This window comes from Pseudarthrobacter sp. MOO13, assembly GCF_058267655.1.
Genome location: NZ_CM177848.1, coordinates 4,116,882 through 4,134,099, shown reverse-complemented (window position 1 = coordinate 4,134,099; position 17,218 = coordinate 4,116,882). Strand labels below are relative to the sequence as shown.

Here is a 17,218-nt window from a genome sequence, read left to right as displayed (position 1 = left end):
CCGGTTTCACCGGGGGTAATCCGGTGGAAATGCCCGATTTGAGATCGGGCCGGGATGTGCTGTAAAGTCATATCTCGGCCCGATGAGGCATCGGGGCGTATAGCTCAGGCGGTTAGAGCGCTTCGCTGATAACGAAGAGGTCCCAGGTTCAAGTCCTGGTACGCCCACGGAACCTGTGCAGGTTTCAAACGGAGGTTTGGTCCGGATACATCCGGTACCCGGCCGGAACGGGGAGCATGTGAAGAAGTTGCTGGTACTCGCAGCGGCAATCGCAGGCTTCCTGGTCTTCCGTAAAGCACAGGAATCCGAAGCCCGGAAAACAGTCTGGAGCAAGTCAACCGATACGGTTGACTAGCTTGGGCGCCAGGTAAGGAAGCCGTCAAGGCCTCGCGGTTCCTGGGGTATGATGGACGGGTTGCTTCTTATGGGGGCATGGCGCAATTGGTAGCGCACCTGCTTTGCAAGCAGGGGGTTCGGGGTTCGAGTCCCCGTGCCTCCACCATAGGAAAGTCCCGGTCAGCGGAAACGCCGGCCGGGACTTTTTGTTCTCCTTTCCCTCCGGGGACGGCTCCAGGGGGTATCCATTGAACTTCTTCTTCGCGGCCCTGGGTGTCCTCGGCGTCGCCTCGTCAGGCCCCTTGATCGCCGCAACCCTGGGCGCCACGAGCGTCAGCGCCCTCGCCATTGCCTTTTGGCGCAACGCCATCGGTTCCGTGGTCATGGCTGCCCCCACGCTCATCCGGGAGCCCCGCAAGTTCGGCAGCATCACGGCCCGCGAGTTCCGCTGGTCCCTGCTGGCCGCCGTCGCCCTCGCCCTGCACTTCGCCTGCTTCATCACTTCGCTGCAACTGACCTCCGTTGCGGCCGCCACAGCCCTGGTGTGCCTGCAGTCCGGCTGGATTGCCGTCTTCCAGCTCGTCCGCGGAACCCGGCACCGCTGGCAGGTCCTCGCTGGACTGGGGATTGCCTTCGGCGGTGTTGTCGCCATTACCGGCTTCGACCTGGGAACCTCTTCGCAGGCACTGACCGGAGACCTGCTGGCGATGGCCGGCGGCGCGCTGGCGGGGCTCTACACGCTGGCAGGCGGCAAGGCCCGGCAGAGCATGACCACGGGGACATACACCACGCTCTGCTACGGGATGTGCGCGGTCCTCGTGGCGGTGCTGGCCCTGGCGGCCGGCCAGCCCCTGGCAGGGTTCGAGCCGGCAGGGTGGCTGGGTATCGCGGCCATCACCGTCTGCGCGCAGTTGGTGGGCCATACGGCCTTCAACCACCTGCTGGCCACCATGAGTCCCCTCATCGTCTCCATGATCATCCTGCTGGAAATTCCCGGGGCCGCACTTCTGGCCGCCGTCTTCCTGCACGAGACCCTTCCGGCTGGCACGTACGCCGGGCTGGGCCTCATCCTGGCGGGACTCGCCGTCGTTGTCCTGGGGCAACGGTCCGGAAGGGCAGGGAAGCGGCCACTGCCGCCCGGGGAGGAACCGCCGTCGGGCCGTCCGTTGGCGGAACTGGGAACGGACTGACAGGAAGCCTGCCGCCGCCGGGCCTTACTGTCCGCCGCGGCGGACGGGCTGGGCGGTGTTGACGGTGTGGATGGCCCGCAGGAGCTTTGCCGGGAAATACACCGAAAAGAAGACCACCATGGGGGCCTTCAATGCCATTTTGCGCACGTTGTGGGCTTTGTAGGTCCGATCGAAGCGGGTGACGTAGTAGCGGTAGTCCCGCGGAGAGTCCTCAAGCCGGCGTGCGGACATGCCGGACACCATCTGCGGCCAGTAGCGGACCGGCAGTTCATGGTCGGCAAGGTGCAGGGACAAATCGATGTCCTCGTGCATCTCGTCTTTCTCGTCCCGGCAGGTCTCGGCCCGAATGGTTTCCCAGGCACTGGCACGCAGGGCCATGTTGGAGCCGAACAGGAAGTGGTACTGGTGCTTGGCCAGCTTCAGCATGAGCTGGCGCATTTTGTCGTCCGCTTTGAGCCCAAAACGGCGCATGGGCATGTCGTAATACACCACCGGCCCCGTTGCGGCCTGGACGACGGGATCTGCAAAGGCCTTCTGGACCTGCTCCACCCAGTCGGGTTCGACGATGGAATCCGCGTCGATCCGCCCGAGGACATCCCCCGTGGCGTGGTCGAGCCCGAAGTTCCTGGTGGGGATCAGGCCCTGCTCCCGGTCCTGGCTGAGCAGGATAATGGGGCTTTCCGGGTATTCGAGCTGCATCTGGCTGACGATCGCGGCAGTGCGGTCGCTCGAGAGGTTGTCCACCACGATGATTTCGTGGGCGGGAACCGACTGGTAGATGGCAGCGATGAGGCACTGCCTGATAACGCTTTCCTCGTTGTACGCCGGGATAACGATGGACACGCGGAGCTGTTCGGCTGCGTCGTTCAAGGCATCCCCAGAGGATCGATCGGCTGACATCAGATCAAATCTAGCATCCGGGCCGTGTCCTGCCGCGGCGTGGCCCATGAGCTTCCGCGGACACACAAAAGGGGCCCCGTTCAAAACGGAGCCCCTTGTGCGCGGCGAAGGACTAGGCCTCGGTGGTGCCCTTGACGTCGTTGCCGATGTTCGACGCGATGTTCTTGGTAGCCGTCTTGGCGTCAGTTGCGGCGGTGGGTGCTTCGTCGGCCGCGTCGTCGGCCACGTGCTTGGCCTTGTCAGCGGCGTCTGCAGCCTTGTCCTTGACCGCTTCGGCGGCGTCCGCTGCCTTGTCCGCGACGGCGGAGGCTGCGGAACCTGCGGCGTCTGCAGCCTTACCTGCGGCGTCAGCCACGTGTTCCTTGACCTCGCTGACGGTGGTGGCCGGCACCGGGGCAGGCGTGGGGGTAACCGGCGACGGAGTCTTCCAGGGGTCCTCCACGGGCTTGGAAGCCTTCCACGCGGCAACGCCCGCGGCCACTGCGGCGGCAATCACGCCAAAGACCAGCCAGCCGCGCTTCTTCTTGGGCTCGGGCTGGGACAGCTGGATACCGACGGTGCGGCCAGCCTCGGTTGCGGCGGCCTTGAGCTGCGTACCGGTGGCCTGTGCCTGTTCCTGGATGGCGTGCACAATTCCCGCGTCGCCAAGCTTCTGGGCGACGGCGTCGACGCGGGCAGGTGCGCCTTCAAGGGTGCGGTGAACGGCCTCCGAGGCCACGCCGATCTGGTCGGAGAGCTTGGGCAGGTAGTCCACCACCACGCGGTCACGGGCGTTCAGGACCACCGGCGTTGCCTTGTCCAGGGCGTCGTGAAGCTTGGGTGATGCGTTTTCCACGACGTCGTTGATCTTCGGCGCCAACTGGGCCAGTCCGTCCTGGATCCTGGGCGTCACGGTGGCAACACCATCAGCCAGGTTGTGAGCTGCGGTCTTCAGGCCTTCCTGGATTTTGGGAGATGCGGTATCCAGGCTGTGCTGGAGCCGCGGGACAGCCCAATCCACCGCTGCTTCCACCCGGGGGGCCGCCCAGTCCTTGGCATTTTCCACCGCACTGGTGACCGACTGCTCAAGGTCACGGGCAATACGATCCGATTTCTTCACAACTACCTCCCGATTAATGTGACGGTTCTGTCGCTAGCCTACGTGCCCGGACCACCCCGGGCTATTCACTCTGCGGATTTTAGGCCGATTTCACCCAGCGCGGAACTGCTGCCGCAGCCGTTGCCGCCCATAGGGGACATGGAAGAATGAGGCTTATGACTGCCATCGCAACTGCAAAAGCAACCATCCACACCAGCCTCGGCGACATCGTGGTTAACCTCTTCGGGAACCACGCGCCCAAGACGGTCAAGAACTTCGTTGGCCTTGCCACCGGCGAGCAGGCCTGGACCCACCCGGAAACCGGTGAGGACAAGACCGGCACTCCGCTGTACAACGGAACCATCTTCCACCGCATCATCAAGGACTTCATGGTTCAGGCCGGCGATCCCCTGGGCCGCGGAACCGGTGGCCCCGGCTACCGCTTCGATGACGAAATCCACCCGGAACTGAGCTTCAACCAGCCCTACAAGCTCGCCATGGCCAACGCCGGCATCCAGATGGGCAAAGGCACCAACGGTTCACAGTTCTTCATCACCACCATTCCCACGGACTGGCTGCAGGGCAAGCACACCATCTTCGGTGAGGTGGCGGACGAGGAGTCCAAGAAGGTCGTCGACGCTATCGAGGGTGTCCGCACCGGCATGGGTGACCGCCCCGTGGAGGATGTCACCATCAACAGCATCGACATCGAACAGCTTTAACACCACAGCATGAGTTACGGAATTCCGTCGGCTGAGCCGTCCGCGCAGGTTCCGGTCTGCCCCCGGCATCCGGACCGGCCCTCCTATGTGCGCTGCCAGCGTTGCGGACGCCCGGCGTGCCCGGACTGCCAGCGGGCGGCCGCCGTCGGATTCCAGTGCGTTGACTGCGTCAACGAAACCCGGCGGACGACGCCCGAAGTCCGGACGGTCTACGGCGGGGCCGTGGCCACCGGCAGGCCGATGGTGACGTTTGCCATCATTGCGGTCTGCGCGCTTCTCCAGGTCCTGCAGTTCGTCATTCCCAATGAAGGCGTCTACCGGGCCTTGGCCTTTGCCAACATCTACGCAGAACCGAAGTACAACGAGTTCGAACCATGGCGGATGCTCACTTCGGCATTCCTGCACTCGCCGGACAACCTCCTCCACATTCTGCTTAACATGTACACGCTGTGGATCTTCGGCCAGGCCCTGGAACCAATCCTGGGCCGCCTGCGGTTCCTAGCGCTGTTCGTTATTTCGGCCTTGGGCGGTTCCGTGGGGTACCTGCTGCTGACACCGCTTTATGTTCCCGGCCAGCAACTCTTCGGGGTGGTTGGGGCGTCCGGAGCGATCTTCGGCCTCTTCGGCGCCATGCTGCTGGTCCAGCGCCAGCGCGGAGGCGATACCCGCCAGCTGTGGGTCTTGATTGCCATCAACGGTGTCATCGGCTTCCTGGTCCCCCAAATCGCCTGGCAGGCCCACTTGGGCGGACTGGTCACCGGCGGGCTTTGTGCAGCCGTCCTCGCCTATACCCCGCGGGGACGCCGGCAGGGCCTCATCCAGGCCGCAGGGCTCGCCGCGGTGGTGGCCCTGCTTGTTGCCCTGACATGGTTGCGGGTCTCCCTGTAACTCCCCGCGGTCCAGAAGCACCCCTGAATGCCCGGCACCACAGGTGCCGGGCATTCGTCTTTTCCACAGGCCTTATCCACAGTGTTGGTAACTTACAGGGGTGTAGTTCAGGCGCCGTTTCCCGGACAGTGGCTAGCGATTTACTTCTCGGCCCCGGATATCCTCGATTTCTCCACACCTGTGGATAACCTGTGGGGATAGGGGTGTGCGTAAGTGGATAAGCGGACGATCCGGGACCAACATGTGGACAACTGCCCGCAAAGCACCCCCCGAGCGCGCCAATAGAAGGCAATACCCGGACTTATCGACAGCATTATGCACACTGTTAATAAGTAACAACCCTGTAGTTTCCCGCGCTGGATCCGTGGTGCGAGTAGGCCAGACCGCCCAACCGCCTGTGATTTCCACGGGGTTACCCACAGTTGTGGATAACTTGTGGGTATCGGGATGTTGTTAAGTGCATAACCGCGTCGTCGGCCCCTCAGGCGCCTCTGCCTATGATGGTGCCTTGCCCAGCCGTACTACCTTGAAGGACTCCCGTGAGCGCCACCGAGCACCTGTACCTCGACAAGCAGCACCCGGCTTTGTGGAGGGCGATCAGCGGCCTTGGACTGAAGGTGCAGGAAGCAGCGGAAGCCGCCGGCTTGGGCGCTGGCCTGCTGGAGCTCCTCAATGTACGGATCTCGCAGATCAACGGCTGCGCCTACTGCCTGGACCTGCACGTGCGGAAGGCCGCTGAGGCAGGTGAAAGTCCACAGCGGCTCGCGGTGCTGCCGGCATGGCGGGAAACGGCCCTGTTCACGGACAAGGAAAGGGCTGCGCTGGCGTTGGTGGAAAGCATTACGGAACTCCCCGACCAGGAATCGCGCGAGAGTGAAGAAGCCTATGCAAGGCAGTGCCTCACGGCGGAGGAATTCTCCGCGGTGAGCTGGGTGGCTGTCACCATGAATGCCTTCAATCGGGTTTCCATCACCAGCCACCACCCCGTGAGGCGCAGCCGTCCGTAATGACGGGTCCGGCCGCAACGCTGGTTATCCACAGGTATTCCACACTGTTAACAACCACATCTTGCGGGCAAATTTCGGCCGGTCGGGCAGCAACGCGCCACAGGAGACCTCGGAGGCACGATGCCACAAAGGTTATCCACACTGTGGATAACCTTGCCAACAGCTGCGGACAGCCGACGCGGCGCGGCGCTACTCGGCCCAGATCCCGGAGGAACCGCGACGGTGGCTCGCCAGGAGGTGCGTGTCCACTATTCCCACGGCTTCCATCAGGGCGAACATGGTGGTGGGGCCAACGAACGAGAAGCCCCGTTTCCGTAACGCCTTGGACAATGCGACCGACTCCGCCGATTGGGTGGGAATGTCCGACGCTACTCGGGGACGCGGGGTGCTCGCCGGGCGGAAACTCCAGACAAAGTCCACCAGCCCGCCGTCGTTTCGAAGCTCCACGGTGGCCCGGGCGTTCTTGACCGCGGCGTGGATCTTCAGGCGGTTCCTGACGATGCCCGGGTCCCGCATCAGCCGTTCCACGTCCGCATCGCCGAACAAGGCCACGGCGTCGGGATCGAAACCGGCAAAGGCGGCACGGAAGCCGGGACGCTTGCGCAGGATGGTGGCCCACGAGAGCCCGGCCTGGAATCCCTCCAGGCAAATACGTTCGTAGAGGCCCTGCTCGTCAGTGACGGGCAGCCCCCACTCCTGGTCGTAGTACGCGCGCATCAACGGATCCGTGGATGCCCACGCGGGCCGGGCCAGGCCGTCGTCGCCAATGATCACGCCGGCGGAATCGGGAGACAGGGGGATCCTCCTCGAAAGTAGCGTTGCGAACGCGTCAGGAACGCCAGCGGGTGGTCATCAGGAACCCCACGATGGCAATGCCGAAGCCTGCCACGATGTTCCACGACTGCCACGCCTGGACCGGAAAACGTCCCTCACTGATGTAGAACGTGATGATCCAGAAGAGTCCGATGATCATCAGGCCGAACATCACCGGCTTGAACCAGACGGGGTTGGGCTTGTATGAATCGGTGGAAGCCGGCTGGGCGGTGCTGGCAGTCTTCTTGCGAGGTTTCGACTCGGGCACTGGCTCTCCTTGGCAGGCTGGGCAAGCTCGGCGGCCCGGGCTTGATATCCTGCAAGAAGGAAATTGCCAGCGGTCTGCGCGATCTTGGTCAAATCTGGATTCTTACTAGCAGCCAATTCTAGCCGCAGTTGATGGGCACCCGGTGCCCTGGGTGGACGCCCGGAGGAGAACGCGTGGTATTGCAGGAGAAGGCCGGGCCCGTGGTCCCGCCCGCCCGCCGTGGCTCCCTGCTACGTGGAACCATCCAGGTCATCGGTGAACTGTTGATCACCGCCGGCATCATCCTCCTGCTCTTCGTGGCGTGGCAGCTGTGGTGGACCAACGTTGAATCAGACGCCAAGCAGAGCCAGGTCATCAAGGAATTTGCCCAGGACCTCAGCACCGCTGCGCCGTCCCCGGCAGCAACAGCACCCGCCGCGCCACCGGCAGGCGGGCAGGATTTCGGCACGCCAGTGGTGGGTACCGCCCCGGGCCACGCCGGCACGATCGGCATCATGTACATCCCCCGGTTCGGAGCCACCTACACCCGTCCGATTGTCCAGGGGACCAGCCAGGATGTGCTGGACACCTTGGGGCTGGGACACTACAGCAACACGGCCATGCCCGGTGCGGTGGGCAACTTCGCGGTCGCCGGCCACCGCCAGACGCACGGCGCGGTGCTGGACAACATCCATACCCTGGTGCCGGGGGACAAGATCTACGTCCAGACCAGGGACGGCTTCTATGTCTACGTTTTTCGCAACAACCAGATCGTGCTGCCGTCGCGCACCGACGTCCTGGAACCGGTACCCACCCAACCCGGTGTGGCACCCACGGAAAGTTACCTGACCATGACCAGCTGCAACCCCCGCTTCGGCGCCGAAGAACGCATCATTGCCTATGCACTGCTGGACAGCTGGCGTCCCGCGTCCGCCGGCCCGCCGGCCGAGATCGCGGCACAGGTTGCAGCCGCCACAGGGAAGGGCTGAGCATGTACGCCTGGATATTCCGCCACCTCCCTGGTCCGCTCTGGCTGAGGATTGTCTTCTCATTGGTACTGGTCGCCCTTGCCCTGGTATTGATGGTCCAGTTCCTGTTCCCCTGGATGTCCCACTTCACCCAATTCACCGACTCGACGATTGGTTCAGCAGACCAGCCATGACCACAACCAAGATCCTCGTAGTGGATAACTACGACAGCTTTGTCTACACCCTGGTGGGTTACCTCCAGGAGCTCGGCGCCGAAACCACGGTGGTCCGCAACGACGACGTCACCCTGGCCGAGGCGATCGAACTCGCCGGGGCCCGGGACGGCGTTTTGATTTCACCCGGCCCCGGCAACCCCGCCGAGGCAGGCGTCTGCATCGAGCTGATCAAGTGGTGCGGTGAACACGGCGTGCCGATGTTCGGTGTGTGCCTGGGCCACCAGGCACTGGCGGAGGCGTTCGGCGGCACGGTCACCCATGCCCCGGAGTTGATGCATGGCAAGACCTCGCAGGTGGAGCACAGCGGCACCAGCGTGTTCGCCGGCCTCCCCTCCCCCATCACGGCCACCCGCTACCACTCGCTGGCGGCGGTCCGGGAATCCATTCCCGACGTCCTGGAGGTCACGGCACAAACCGCGTCCGGGGTGGTGATGGGACTGCAGCACAAGACCGCACCGCTTTGCGGCGTCCAGTTCCATCCGGAATCGGTCCTCACCGAGGGCGGATACCAGATGCTTGGCAACTGGCTTGAGTCCCTGGGCATGAAGGGCGCCGCGGCGCGTGCGGCCAAGCTAAGCCCACTTATCCAGCACTAACCGGACCGCCGGGCGGCGCTTCAGCCCTTCTTGGTGGGCTTCGGCGTGGGCGTGGGCGTGTCGGTGGGGGTCGGCGTCGGGGACGGCGCCGGGGCGGGGGCCTTGGCAACCACCACCGTGATGGTCTTTCCTTGTTCGACGGCGGCGTTGACGGGGTCGCTTTGATCCGTCACCTTGCCCGGTTCCACCTGGGAGTTCTCCACCTCCACCACCAGGGGGACCAAACCGATCCCCTTCAGCGCGGCCTCGGCTTCCTCGCGTGAGAGGCCCCGCAGTTCTGGAACCACCACCTTGCCCGTGGACACCACCAGCTCGACGCTGGTGCCCACGCCTACGCTCTGCCCGGGAGCCGGGTTCGACGTAATGACGATTCCCGCCGGCACCGTGACGCTGTTGGCCGTGGTGGTCGATGGAGCGCCCACCAGGCCCACCTGGCGAAGGATGTCCCGTGCGGCAGCCTCGGTCTTGCCCGGAAGGCTGTCAGGAATCTTCACCGCACTGGGCCCATCCGAGACGTTCAGGACCACCTCGGCACCTGGATCCATCGACGCCCCGGCCGAAGGGTCGGTGCCGATGGCCGTTCCCTTGGCAACGGTATCGTTCTGAAGCCTGGTGATCTTGGGACGCAGGTTCGCGTTGTAAAGCGTCTGCAGCGCGGCGCTCTCCGTCATGGCCGCCACCGAAGGTATCTGAACCTTGGCCACGGGCGCCGGCCGGTTGACTGTTTCGTATAGCCAGAGGCCGGCCCCTGCCAGGACCAGCAGGGTGAAGATCACCAGGGTGGCAATCCACGCACGACGACGGGACTTCTGCGGCCTGCTGGGCTCGCGTTCCGGAGGGAGGCCGAGCGGGAGCGGCTCAGCCGTTGTGTGCGCGTCCGCCACTTCCAGCGGACCGGCCGGGTCGTCGTCGTGGTACAGGCCGGCGGCAGCCAGCCGCCCGGTGGGAGAATCATCAAGGAAGCTTGCGCCCGTTGCCGCGAAAGCCTCAGTGCGCGGCTGGGCATCGGGTACATGGTCGTTGGGATCCGTTGGCGCCTCCGACGCCGCCACGACCGGCACGGCCACGCCGGCCTTCGCAGCCCGCAGGGCACGCCGGAAAGCTGCGGCATCCTGGAACCTGTCGTCGCGGTTCTTCTGCAGAGCCTTGGCGATGACCGTATCCAAGGCGGGAGAAACGTCGGGGTTCAGGCTGCTGGGTGGATCGGCGATTTCCCGAACGTGCTGGTACGCCACGGATACCGGACTGTCCCCAACGAACGGCGGCCGGGAGGTCAGCATTTCGTAGAGCAGGCACGCTGCGGAGTAGAGGTCGCTGCGGGCGTCGACAGTTTCGCCCCTCGCCTGCTCCGGAGACAGGTACTGCGCCGTGCCCACCACCGCCTGTGTCTGGGTCATGGTGGCGGAGGAATCAGCGATGGCCCGTGCGATGCCGAAGTCCATCACTTTCACCGAATTGGTTCCGGGGCAGTACATCACGTTGGCCGGTTTGATGTCCCGGTGAACGATCCCGGCCTTGTGGCTGTATTCCAAGGCCGCCAGCACGCCAAGGCAGTAATCGATGGCGTGATCTATGGTCACTTCCTTGGCGCGGATCATGTCGCGCAGCGTCTTGCCCTCAACGAATTCCATCACGATGTAGGGCACCCGCACATCCTCGGCGGAGCCATCGTGGACCAGGTGCTCGCCGGTATCGAAGATGGCCACGATGGAGGGATGGTTCAAGGCAGCCACCGCCTGGGCCTCGCGCTTGAACCGTGCCTGGAACTGAGGGTCCCTGGCCATGTCCGGGCGCAGCAGTTTAATGGCCACGGTCCTGCCGAGGCGGGTATCGGTTCCCCGGTAGACATCAGCCATGCCACCGCGGCCAATGAGGCTGCCGAGCTCGTACCGGCCGCTCAGGACACGCCGGTTATCCACCGGGACGTTGTCCTCCCGGTGCAGCGGTGTGCGTGATGACTCATTCACTGGTGGTCCCGGCGGTCAGGGAGTGCAGGTCGGGGGCGTTCCGGGCGTTTGGCCGGCCGCACAGGTTGGCAGCGGTGAGATGGGCGTCGGCCCCGCCACGGGTGAGGTGGTGGGCGCCGGCGTCGGAGCCGCCGTGGTGGGGGCGGGTTTCGGAGCCGTCGCGTAGATGACCGTAATCAGCGAACCCTTGGGCACTGTTCCGGTGGGGTTCAGCTCCAGGACAGTTCCCGGGGTCGCGGTGCTCTCCTGCGGCAGGACCGTCACCTGGAGCCCCAGACCGGCCAGCGAAGCCTGGACCTGCCGGTAATCCTTGCCCAGGTAGGCCGCCGGAATCACGTTGACCGTGTCCTGGGTTTGCGTGGGCGTGGGCGTCGGTGTGCTGCGGGTCTGCGTGGGCGTGGCCGACGCGGTGGTGCGGGTTGGGGTGGCCGACGGGGAAGGGGTGCTGCTGGTGCTGGTGCCGGACGTCGGGTTGCCGGCCGGCGAGAAGAGGCCCACCTGGTTCAACAGGAAACCCACCAGGGCAAACAGGAGCAGCAGGATTAAGGCGACCAAAGGCCAAGTCCAGGGACTGCGGCCCTTGCGCCGCGGCTCGTCGGCGGGGCCGTCGTCGTACCTCTCCTCCTCCTGGTCCCAGTTCCGTTCCGCCGCCAGGGCGTTGGCGCGCGCGAGATGCCCCTGCGGGCCGTCCGCGCCGGCGGCCGCTGCGCCTGCAGCAACCCCGGCCGCGGCACCGGCGGCACCGGCGCCCAGGACCGGCAATGCCGACGTTGCGGTGGGAGCGGAATCACGCTGCGCGCCGATGACGCCGGTGGGAGCAGTGGCTGTGTCCACCGGGGCGGTGATGGGTCCGGTCTCGGCATCGAACAGCAGCATGCCCGGCACGGCGGCGCGAGCTGCGTTGATGTCGCCGTTCCGGATGGCCTCCGCGGCCTCGGCCAGTTTGATGGCGTTGGCCGGGCGGTTCTTCGGATCCTTGGCCAGCATGGACATCAGGAGCGCACGGACTGGGGTGGGGAGAGACTCCGGGAGCGGTGGCGGTGCATCGTTCACCTGGGCCAAGGCAATGGCGATCTGCGATTCACCGGAGAAAGGCCGGTGGCCGGTGAGGCACTCGTAGCCGATGACGCCCAAGGAATAGATGTCCGATGAACCGGTGGCGGTCTGCCCGGTGGCCTGTTCCGGCGCCAGGTACTGCGCTGTTCCCATGACCTGGCCCGTCTGGGTCAGGGGGACCTGGTCGGCGAGGCGGGCGATGCCGAAATCGGTCACCTTGACCCGGCCGTCGGGGGTGATCAGCAGGTTTCCCGGCTTGACGTCGCGGTGGACCAGGCCCTGCGCGTGCGCGACGGCCAAGGCCCGGGCAGTCTGGGCGATCATCGAGAGCGTACGGTCCGGCGAAAGCACCTGCTCGTGCTCGATGATGCTGCTCAGCGGCTGCCCCGGAACCAGTTCCATGACCAGGTAGGCGGAGCCCTCCTCTTCGCCGTAGTCGAAGACGTTGGCGATGCCCACGTGGTTCAGCAGGGCCGTGTGGCGGGCCTCGGCGCGGAAACGCTGCAGGAAGCCGGGGTCGCCGGTGTACTCCTCCTTCAGCACCTTGATCGCTACGATGCGGCCCAGGACGAGGTCTTTGGCTTTCCAGACTTCGCCCATACCGCCGATCGCGATCCGCGTGGTCAGCTGGAATCTGCCGCCGAGGGTGATTCCGGTTGTAGGCCTCACTTATTCAACACCGCCTCAAAAATCTTCTTCGCGTTGGGACTGGTCAGCTTTGCTCCCGCGTAGATGTCTACGCCTTCCATGACAATCGTGACGCTGACCTTCGGGTTATCAGCGGGGGCGAACCCGGTGAACCACGAGTTGTTGGTTCCGTTTCCGAGTTCAGCGGTGCCGGTCTTGCCAGCGACCTGTACCCCGGGGACGGCCGCGCCCTTGGCGATGCCGTCGGTCACCACGCTGGTCATCCAGTCGGTGATTTGCTTGGCGATTTCCGGGGTGGTGGACGTCCTGAGCTGTGCCGGCTGGGGCTCGTCAATGACGCGCAGATCCGGGGACCGCAGGGTCTTGACCAGGCTTGGCGCCATCTGGACGCCGCCGTTAGCGATGGCGTTCGTCATCATGTTGACCTGCAGCGGCGTGACCCGGACGTCCTTCTGGCCGATGGCGGACTGGGCCAGTCCGGGCTTGTCCAGGTTGTCGGGGAACACGTTGCCTTGGGCATGGCCGAGCTTGAGCTGGTCCCCGACATCCTCGCCAATCCCAAACTTCTTAGCCTGGTCGGCGATGGCGTTGCGGCCAAGGTCCAATGCGATGCTCGCGAACGGTGTGTTGCAGGACTGCTGGAGTGCGAACGCGAACGTGGCGGTGTCCCTGGTGTAGCAGTTGCCGCCGGCGTAGTTGGGCAGCTTGTACTGGATGCCGTCAAATGGCATCTCAGCGGGATTGGGCAGCACGCTGTCCTTGTTGTATTTCCCCGAGGCAAGCGCGGCCGCCGTGTCCACGAGCTTGAAAACGGATCCCGGGGCGAGCAGCGCGCCGGTGGGGCCGCTGACGTTCTGGTTCAGGTTAATGCCGGGCACCTTGACCAGTTCGTTGATGTTGGTGCTCTCCGCAGTGGGATCCTGCGTGGCCACCAGGTTCGGGTTGTAGGACGGCTTGGACACCATCGCAAGGATGGCGCCCGTCTTGGGATTGGTGACGACGATCGAGCCGCGCTGGCCATCCGGGATGAGGCTGTAGGCCAACTGCTGGATCTGTGGATCGATGGTCAGTTCCACCGACGCGCCCTTGGGCTGGTTGCCCAGGAAGAGCTGGCCTACGCGGTCCAGGAAGAGCTGGTCCGAGTTGCCTGCCAGTTCGGCCCCCATGGACTGCTCCAGCCCGGTGGCGCCGTAGTTCTGGGAGAAATACCCGGTCAGTCCCGCATACAGCTCGGGCTGGGTGTACGTGCGCTGGAATTTGCAGGTTTCCGAGTTGCTCTCCACCGACTCCGCCACCGGAGTTCCGCCCACAATGATCGAACCCCGGTCATTGCAGTAGGTCTGGAGGATGGCGCGCTTGTTCCACGGGTTGTCCTTGAGCTCATCGGCGCCCACCACCTGCACGTAGCTGATGGCCCCGAAGATCAGGGCGAACATTGCGATGGCCGCGACCCATGAGTGCCGTATTGCCTGGTTCATGCGTGCTTCACCGCCTCGGTTGGAGTATCAATACCTGTTGATTCGGACCCGGCCGACGGCGGCAGCGGAGTGGTGTCAACCGGCCCACGGGCCGTGTGCGAGATCATCAGCAGCAGCCCCACGATGATCCAGTTGGCCAGCAGGGACGAGCCTCCCGCAGCCAGGAAGGGCGTGGTGAGGCCGGTCAGCGGAATCAGCCGCGTGACGCCGCCGATCACCACAAAGCACTGAAGCGCCACCGCGAAGGACAGTCCGCAGGCCAGCAACTTTCCAAAGGCGTCCCGGGTACCCAGGGCGGCCCGGAACCCGCGGGTGAACAGCAGCAGGTACATCAGGACCACCGCGAAAAGTCCGATCAGGCCCAGCTCCTCGCCCAGGGAGGCAATGATCATGTCGCTGTTGGCGAACGGAACCAGGTCGGGGCGCCCCTGCCCCAGGCCGGTACCCACCAGGCCGCCGTTGGCCATGCCGAAGAGGCCCTCGACGATCTGGAAGCTGCCGCCGTATTGCCGCCCGTAGACCTCATCGGTGAAGGCGTTCAGCCAGCCGTCGATCCGCAGGCCCACATGGGAGAAAACCTGCGAGGCGATGAGGCCGCCACCCAGGAACAGCGCCATGCCAATGACGACCCAGCTGATGCGGCTGGTGGCCACATAGATCATGACGATGAACAGGCCGAAGAACAGGACGGAGGAGCCAAGGTCGCTCTGGAAGACCAGGACGCCAATGCTCACCAGCCAGGCGGCGATCATGGGGCCGAGGTCCTTGAAACGCGGGAACTGCAGCGGCCCCACCTTGCGGCCTGCGAGCAGGATGAGGTCCCGGTTGGAGGAGAGATAGCCGGCAAAGAAGATCGCCAGGGTGATCTTTGCGATTTCACCGGGCTGGAAGGTCATGGGACCTATCCGGATCCACACGCGGGCACCGAGGATTTCACCGGCGCTGATGCCTGGAATCAGGGGGAGCACCAGCAGGACTGCACTGGCCGCCAGTGAAATAAACGTGAACCGGCGCAGCACCCTGTGGTCTTTGAGGAACCAGATGACTGCAATGGCCACGGCCATGGCGATCAGGGTCCAGCGGAGCTGGTTGTTCCCGGTATCACCGCCGGGAGGGTCCAGCCGGTGGATCATCGCCAGGCCCAGGCCGTTCAGGGCAACTACCAGTGGAAGTATTACCGGATCAGCATATTTCGCGCGGAAGCGCAGGACGCCGTGGAACGCCAGGGATGCTGCGGCCAACAGGCTTGACTGGAACCAGAAATCGGAGTCAAAGGCCTTCTGCTGGTCCACACCCACCAGCATGTTCGCGCCGATGCCCACCGTCAGGGCAAGCAGCAGCAGGAGGAGCTCAACGTTGCGGCGGGGCTTGGGGGCGGTGTTGACCTGGCTCATTTGGCCCCCTGGCAGGTGATGGTGGGTGTGGGAGATGGTGACGGTGCCGTCGGGGTGGGCGCCGGTACGGGGGCGCCTGATGCCGGCGGAGGAGCCGCACTGTCGGTTGGTGCGGGTGGCGACGCGGACGCGGACGGCTTGGGGCATTCCTCTTCCGGTGACGTGCTGCCCGTCAGCTCGAGGTTCTTGACGATCCGCTGGGCGTCGTAGAGGTCGTTCGCCGGCACGGTTTGGCGGACGCGCTGCTGCGAGAAGGGCGGCAGGGAATCCATCCGGATATCAGTCACGGCTTCGAGGGATGAGAGCTGGATGGGGCCAAGCCGCTGGGAAACCCCGTTGTAGATGGCCACCCGGGAATCAAACTCGCCCACGTAATAGCGGGTTTGAGTCCAGGCATAGCCCAGCCAGAGGCCAATGGCCACCACGACCACCACGGCGGCTGCAACGGACCACGCGATCCAGCGGCGGGGACGAAGCGGAACAAGGGTGTCCGCGGTGTCGCCGGCCGGTTCCGCTTTGTGGGTGAGCAATGTTGCTGCGCGCCTGGCCACGGTGCGCCCGGCAACCGTGGGGATGGACCCGGATTCCGCGGCGGAAGCAGCCGCACCCACCAGTTCATGCGGGCGGGAGGCAAGCTCCTCGCGGAGGACCTCGGCGGACAGGTGTTCGCCCAGGTGCGGGTCCGTGCTGCCGGGCTCGGCGGAACGTGAGTCCGGGTCAGTGGCGTCGCCGTCGCCGGCTGCGGTGGATGTAGGGTCCTTTGCATCGTCGCCGGTGCCGGTGTCCGGCGGCGCGGGAGCCTGCCTGGCTTGATCCGAAGCGGGGGCTGCAGGCTTGGCGGCCCCTCCGGCAGCTGCCGCGGCAGCGGGCTTGCTGCCAGGCGGCGGCATGATGATCTCGACGGCGGCCGTGCTGACGTCGTCGGCCGTTTCCGGGACGATGTCCAGCACCACCACGGTGACGTTGTCCGGGGATCCGGCCTCAAGGGTCAGGTCAACCAGGGTTTCCGCGCACTCGCGCAGGTCCTTGGTTTCCCGGATTGTCCGTTCCACGGCATGCCCTGCAACGTAGTTCAGTCCGTCCGAGCAGAGCAGCCAGCGGTCGCCCTGCCGCGCTTCCAGTGTGTCCAGGTCCAGCTCGGGGCTGGCGTCGACATCACCCAGGACGCGCATCAGGACGTTCTTGTGCGGGTGCGTTTCGGCTTCCTCGGGCCGGAGGCGGCCCTCATCGATCAGCCGCTGGACAAAGGTGTGGTCTACGCTGATTTGCTTGAATTCTCCGTCGCGGAGCCGGTAGGCGCGGGAATCGCCGATGTGGGCGAAGTGCAGCTTCCCCCCGGCCAGCAGCAGGGCGGTCACGGTGGTGCCCATCCCCGCGAGCTTGGGGTTGATGTGCACCAGTTCGGAGAGCAGGGAGTTGGCGGTCTGTATTTCGTCGGCCAGGATGGTGCCGGCATCGTCGCCGTAGTCGGGCCGGTCCAGGTGGATCATGTCCAGGACGGTGGCGGCGGAAGCGACGTCACCACCTGCGTGCCCGCCCATGCCATCGGCCACCACCGCGAGGTGCCGGCCCACGTAGGCGGAGTCGTCATTCTTGGAGCGGATCCGGCCCACGTCCGAACGCGCTGCGTAACGCATGATGAGGGGCCGCTCCGCCGGATCGGGTCCGGGTGCGGTTTTTTCAGTGACGGCCAC

At 65.0% G+C, this 17,218-nt stretch carries 16 protein-coding genes and 2 tRNA genes; 9 read left to right on the top strand and 9 right to left on the bottom strand.

The annotated features are described in order from the left end of the window. Positions 1-93: 93 nt before the first annotated feature. The 4 genes from AC4EEO_RS18990 (at position 94) to AC4EEO_RS18975 (ending at position 1,526) form a co-directional block, all read left to right on the top strand. Positions 94-167, top strand: a tRNA-Ile gene (locus tag AC4EEO_RS18990). An 8-nt stretch (positions 168-175) separates the two neighbouring features. Beyond that, the gene (locus AC4EEO_RS18985) at positions 176-355 is read left to right on the top strand and encodes a DLW-39 family protein (RefSeq protein WP_491339498.1); all 180 of its coding nucleotides are present in this window, start codon (positions 176-178) and stop codon (positions 353-355) included. Positions 356-426: 71 nt separating this feature from the next. Next, a tRNA-Ala gene (locus AC4EEO_RS18980) sits at positions 427-502 on the top strand. An 82-nt stretch (positions 503-584) separates the two neighbouring features. Then, a complete protein-coding gene (locus AC4EEO_RS18975) occupies positions 585-1,526 on the top strand; it encodes a DMT family transporter (protein ID WP_133832425.1) in 942 nt (313 codons plus the stop codon). 24 nt (positions 1,527-1,550) lie between these two features. Here AC4EEO_RS18975 and AC4EEO_RS18970 read toward each other — a convergent pair whose 3' ends face one another. Continuing rightward, entirely contained in the window at positions 1,551-2,426 is an 876-nt protein-coding gene (locus tag AC4EEO_RS18970) for a glycosyltransferase family 2 protein (RefSeq protein WP_109044853.1), read from the bottom strand. A gap of 112 nt (positions 2,427-2,538) precedes the next feature. Beyond that, complete coding sequence (locus AC4EEO_RS18965; RefSeq protein WP_018762803.1) at positions 2,539-3,525, bottom strand: hypothetical protein; 987 nt, start codon at positions 3,523-3,525, stop codon at positions 2,539-2,541. Between the two features lie 155 nt (positions 3,526-3,680). Between AC4EEO_RS18965 and AC4EEO_RS18960 the strand changes: the two genes are divergently transcribed. The 3 genes from AC4EEO_RS18960 (at position 3,681) to AC4EEO_RS18950 (ending at position 6,121) form a co-directional block, all read left to right on the top strand. After that, the gene (locus AC4EEO_RS18960) at positions 3,681-4,226 is read left to right on the top strand and encodes a peptidylprolyl isomerase (protein ID WP_018762802.1); all 546 of its coding nucleotides are present in this window, start codon (positions 3,681-3,683) and stop codon (positions 4,224-4,226) included. 9 nt (positions 4,227-4,235) lie between these two features. Further along, positions 4,236-5,114 carry a rhomboid family intramembrane serine protease gene (locus AC4EEO_RS18955; protein WP_109044855.1) on the top strand — a complete coding sequence of 293 codons (879 nt, stop codon included), beginning with the start codon at positions 4,236-4,238 and terminating at the stop codon, positions 5,112-5,114. 539 nt (positions 5,115-5,653) lie between these two features. After that, a complete protein-coding gene (locus AC4EEO_RS18950) occupies positions 5,654-6,121 on the top strand; it encodes a carboxymuconolactone decarboxylase family protein (protein ID WP_018762800.1) in 468 nt (155 codons plus the stop codon). 189 nt (positions 6,122-6,310) lie between these two features. Here the strand turns inward: AC4EEO_RS18950 and AC4EEO_RS18945 are convergent, their stop codons facing one another. Beyond that, positions 6,311-6,916, bottom strand: a complete 606-nt coding sequence (locus tag AC4EEO_RS18945) for a DNA-3-methyladenine glycosylase I (protein WP_109044856.1) — start codon at positions 6,914-6,916, stop codon at positions 6,311-6,313. A gap of 34 nt (positions 6,917-6,950) precedes the next feature. Then, a complete protein-coding gene (locus tag AC4EEO_RS18940) occupies positions 6,951-7,202 on the bottom strand; it encodes a cell division protein CrgA (RefSeq protein ID WP_018762798.1) in 252 nt (83 codons plus the stop codon). Between the two features lie 173 nt (positions 7,203-7,375). Here AC4EEO_RS18940 and AC4EEO_RS18935 point away from each other — a divergent pair, with 173 nt between their 5' ends. Beyond that, positions 7,376-8,170 carry a class E sortase gene (locus tag AC4EEO_RS18935; RefSeq protein WP_491339497.1) on the top strand — a complete coding sequence of 265 codons (795 nt, stop codon included), beginning with the start codon at positions 7,376-7,378 and terminating at the stop codon, positions 8,168-8,170. Positions 8,171-8,339: 169 nt separating this feature from the next. Beyond that, positions 8,340-8,981, top strand: a complete 642-nt coding sequence (locus AC4EEO_RS18930) for an aminodeoxychorismate/anthranilate synthase component II (protein WP_018762795.1) — start codon at positions 8,340-8,342, stop codon at positions 8,979-8,981. A 20-nt stretch (positions 8,982-9,001) separates the two neighbouring features. On the opposite strand, the gene pknB is transcribed toward AC4EEO_RS18930, so the two are convergent. Genes pknB through AC4EEO_RS18905 form a run of 5 tightly spaced genes read right to left on the bottom strand, consistent with a single transcriptional unit; the run spans position 9,002 to position 17,218 of the window. After that, positions 9,002-10,948: a Stk1 family PASTA domain-containing Ser/Thr kinase gene (pknB, locus tag AC4EEO_RS18925; RefSeq protein ID WP_491339496.1), complete on the bottom strand. Its 1,947-nt coding sequence runs from the start codon at positions 10,946-10,948 to the stop codon at positions 9,002-9,004. Positions 10,949-10,963: 15 nt separating this feature from the next. Beyond that, on the bottom strand, positions 10,964-12,673 hold the full coding sequence (locus tag AC4EEO_RS18920) for a serine/threonine protein kinase (RefSeq protein WP_491339495.1): 1,710 nt from the start codon (positions 12,671-12,673) through the stop codon (positions 10,964-10,966). Then, positions 12,670-14,130: a peptidoglycan D,D-transpeptidase FtsI family protein gene (locus AC4EEO_RS18915; RefSeq protein ID WP_026264867.1), complete on the bottom strand. Its 1,461-nt coding sequence runs from the start codon at positions 14,128-14,130 to the stop codon at positions 12,670-12,672. The genes AC4EEO_RS18920 and AC4EEO_RS18915 overlap by 4 nt, the downstream gene beginning before the upstream one ends. Next, positions 14,127-15,524, bottom strand: coding sequence for an FtsW/RodA/SpoVE family cell cycle protein (locus AC4EEO_RS18910; protein WP_018762791.1), 1,398 nt, complete (start codon positions 15,522-15,524; stop codon positions 14,127-14,129). The genes AC4EEO_RS18915 and AC4EEO_RS18910 overlap by 4 nt, the downstream gene beginning before the upstream one ends. Continuing rightward, positions 15,521-17,218: a PP2C family protein-serine/threonine phosphatase gene (locus tag AC4EEO_RS18905; RefSeq protein ID WP_491339494.1), complete on the bottom strand. Its 1,698-nt coding sequence runs from the start codon at positions 17,216-17,218 to the stop codon at positions 15,521-15,523. The genes AC4EEO_RS18910 and AC4EEO_RS18905 overlap by 4 nt, the downstream gene beginning before the upstream one ends.

What these genes read in the sequence shown, in the direction of transcription:
- AC4EEO_RS18970 (WP_109044853.1), bottom strand. Translation starts at nt 2,426, where the DNA reads ATGTCAGCCGATCGATCCTCTGGGGATGCCTTGAACGACGCAGCCGAA.
- AC4EEO_RS18960 (WP_018762802.1), top strand. Translation starts at nt 3,681, where the DNA reads ATGACTGCCATCGCAACTGCAAAAGCAACCATCCACACCAGCCTCGGC.
- AC4EEO_RS18955 (WP_109044855.1), top strand. Translation starts at nt 4,236, where the DNA reads ATGAGTTACGGAATTCCGTCGGCTGAGCCGTCCGCGCAGGTTCCGGTC.
- AC4EEO_RS18930 (WP_018762795.1), top strand. Translation starts at nt 8,340, where the DNA reads ATGACCACAACCAAGATCCTCGTAGTGGATAACTACGACAGCTTTGTC.
- AC4EEO_RS18915 (WP_026264867.1), bottom strand. Translation starts at nt 14,130, where the DNA reads ATGAACCAGGCAATACGGCACTCATGGGTCGCGGCCATCGCAATGTTC.
- AC4EEO_RS18910 (WP_018762791.1), bottom strand. Translation starts at nt 15,524, where the DNA reads ATGAGCCAGGTCAACACCGCCCCCAAGCCCCGCCGCAACGTTGAGCTC.